The sequence below is a fragment of the Streptomyces sp. YS-3 genome, assembly GCF_045257485.1.
Classification (GTDB): Bacteria; Actinomycetota; Actinomycetes; order Streptomycetales; family Streptomycetaceae; genus Streptomyces.
The window spans coordinates 1-2,839 of record NZ_JBJHPC010000762.1; the positions used below are offsets into that span (position 1 = coordinate 1).

The window sequence follows — 2,839 nt, forward strand, 5'->3', positions numbered from 1 at the left end:
GCCCACGAGCCGCCCGCCCCGGTCGAGTCGCCCTTCGACGGCCCGGGTCCGGAGGCCGAGGGCAGCGTGCCGCCCCGGCGGCCGTTGCACGAGCCCGATCCGTACGGGACGCCGCCGTACGGCGGGCCCGGCCCGTGGGCGCCCGCGCCGCCCGTCCAGCATCCGGCGCCGCTTGCCGGTGCAGTGCCGCCCCAGGGGACGTACCCGGCGCCGGAGGCCCCGGCTCCGTACGCCGTACCGGACAGCGCGCCGCCGGTCCCGCCCTCGTCCCAGTGGGTGCAGTACGACCCGTGGGGCGCGGCCGGGCCGCAGCCGCTGAGCACGGCCGGGGTGCCGCTCGGGCGCAAGCCCCGGCGCGGGCCGCTGGTCCTCGGGGCCGTCGTCCTCGCGCTGGTCGCGGGCGGCATCGGCGGCGGGATCGGCGCGTACGTCGAGCGCACCGGCACCACCCACGTCAGCCTCCCGCAGGCCGGCAAGGGGCCCATCGGCCGCGCGCCCGACAGCGTCGCCGGGATCGCCGCGAGCGCCCTGCCGGGCGTCGTCACGCTGCACGTCAGCGGGGAGAGCGAGTCCGGCACCGGCACCGGCTTCGTCCTCGACAACGCCGGACACATCCTCACCAACAACCACGTCGTGCAGCCCGCGGGCTCGTCCGGCGACATCAGCGTGACCTTCAGCGGGGGCGAGAGCGCCCGCGCCACGGTGGTCGGCCGCGACTCCGGGTACGACCTCGCCGTGGTCCGGGTGACCGGTGTCTCCGGGCTGAAGCCGCTGCCGCTCGGCAACTCCGACAACGTCCAGGTCGGCGACCCGGTGGTGGCCATCGGCGCCCCCTTCGACCTCTCCAACACCGTCACCTCCGGCATCATCAGCGCCAAGGAGCGCCCCATCACCGCGGGCGGTGAGAAGGGTGACGGCAGCGATGTCAGCTATGTCGACGCGCTCCAGACCGACGCCCCGATAAACCCGGGCAACTCGGGCGGCCCCCTGCTCGACTCGCGCGCGCACGTCGTCGGCATCAACAGCGCCATCCGCGCCGCGGGCAACAGCGACAGCGGCGGCCAGGGCGGCTCCATCGGGCTCGGCTTCGCCATCCCCGTCAACCAGGGCAAGCGGGTCGCCGAGGAGCTGATCAACACCGGCAGGGCCACCCACCCGGTCATCGGGGTCACCCTCGACATGAAGTACTCCGGCGACGGGGCCCGGGTCGGTGCCAAGGCAGCCGACGGCAAGCCCTCCGTGACCCCCGGCGGCCCCGGCGCCACCGCGGGCATCAAGCCCGAGGACGTGATCACCAAGGTCGACGGCCAGCGGGTGCACAGCGCCGAGGAGCTGATCGTCAAGATCCGCGCGCACCGCCCCGGCGACCGTCTGGAGCTGACGCTCAGGCGGGGCGGCCAGGACCAGCGGCTCACCCTCACACTGGGCTCCGCCACGTCCTGACGTACGACCGGGACGCCGCCGCGGCCCGCACCCCGGGTCACCTATCGGTCACCCGACGGGTGAGCGGCGGCCAAAGGTCACCGGGTAGGTACCGTTTCGACAGTTTCGGCGGGTACCGTGGAGCGGTCCATGACTGGACCCGGGAGCAGCAGCCACGAGGAGCAGCAGGTGTTCAACGACATAGGGCCCATGGAGCTCGTCACCCTCGTGGTCCTCGCTGTGCTCATCTTCGGCCCGGACAAGCTGCCCAAGCTGATCCAGGACGTCTCGGGGTTCATCCGTAAGATCCGCAGCTTCTCGGAGACCGCCAAGGCGGACATCCGCGCCGAACTCGGCCCCGAGTTCAAGGACTTCGAGTTCGAGGACCTGAACCCGAAGACGTTCGTGCGCAAGCAGCTCCTCGACAACGACGACCTGGGTCTCAAGGAGATCCGCAACAGCTTCGACCTGCGCAAGGACATGGAGGAGGTCGCGGACGCGGTGCACGGACGCGAGAGCGCCTCCACCGCCCCGACGGCCGCCGCCAACGGCTCGGCCGCGGGTGTGCCGGGCACGCCCGACCTCCTCAAGAAGCGCGAGAAGCTCGACCCGGGCGAGCGCCCCCCGTTCGACGCCGACGCGACCTGACACCACCCCCCGAATTTCGTACGCAACGTCAATCCGAGCCACGTCCGTACCGTCATTCCCGGTGGACGCGACCGGGGTGGCTATCCTCCATAGGTCCGGCAGCCAGGACGCCCGAGGGGGGCGGGCCGCTGCGGACACCTACGGATCGAGGAGGCGGCCGGGCAGTGGAGACGACGAGTCGGGTTTCGGCACAGGGGTCCACCGAGGACACCCCGTCCACACCAGAAGGGGTGCCGGCGGCCCGGCGTACGGTAGACGGCTTTCTGCGGGCACCGTTCGCCTGGTACGGCCTGGACCAGGCCTTCACCGGGCCGCGCTGGCTGATGCAGGTGGCCACGGCCGCCGACGGCACCGTGCAGCACGGCTCCATCGGCCACGGCGACGAGCCGTCGATACGGCCGGCCCGCGAAGACACAGCCGACCGCTCGGCCGCCGACCGCGAGCGCTTCGCGGTGGTGGTGAGCCTCCCGGCCAACCCCACCCGCCGCAGCGGCGACGGTACGGGAGTGCTGGAGGCCACCACGGTCTCCTCCGCGGCCTGGCTGGCCGGGTCCGGGCTGCTCTCCTTCACCTGGCCCGCCCAGATGGACCACGTGCGGCGCGGTGAGTGGCTGGACCAGCAGACCGAGGCGGCCTGGGAGCTGGCGGACGACCTCTCCGGGGCGGACTGGACCACGCTCTCGCTGCCGGTCGACGGGGTCGCGACGCCGTTCCACTACCGGGAGTCCGAGTTCGGGTGGGTGCTGGCCGGCTCCGCCGGGGGCGGGAT

At 73.1% G+C, this 2,839-nt stretch carries 3 protein-coding genes; all 3 read left to right on the forward strand.

The window, feature by feature from the left end:
* Window positions 1-1,443 (forward strand): S1C family serine protease (locus ACJA3G_RS34425; protein ID WP_406556961.1); only part of this gene is annotated, 1,443 nt, incomplete at its 5' end.
* A gap of 168 nt (window positions 1,444-1,611) precedes the next feature.
* Entirely contained in the window at window positions 1,612-2,070 is a 459-nt protein-coding gene (locus tag ACJA3G_RS34430) for a sec-independent translocase (protein ID WP_406556963.1), read from the forward strand.
* A gap of 164 nt (window positions 2,071-2,234) precedes the next feature.
* The coding region (locus ACJA3G_RS34435; RefSeq protein ID WP_406556962.1) for a hypothetical protein at window positions 2,235-2,839 on the forward strand (605 nt) is incomplete at its 3' end.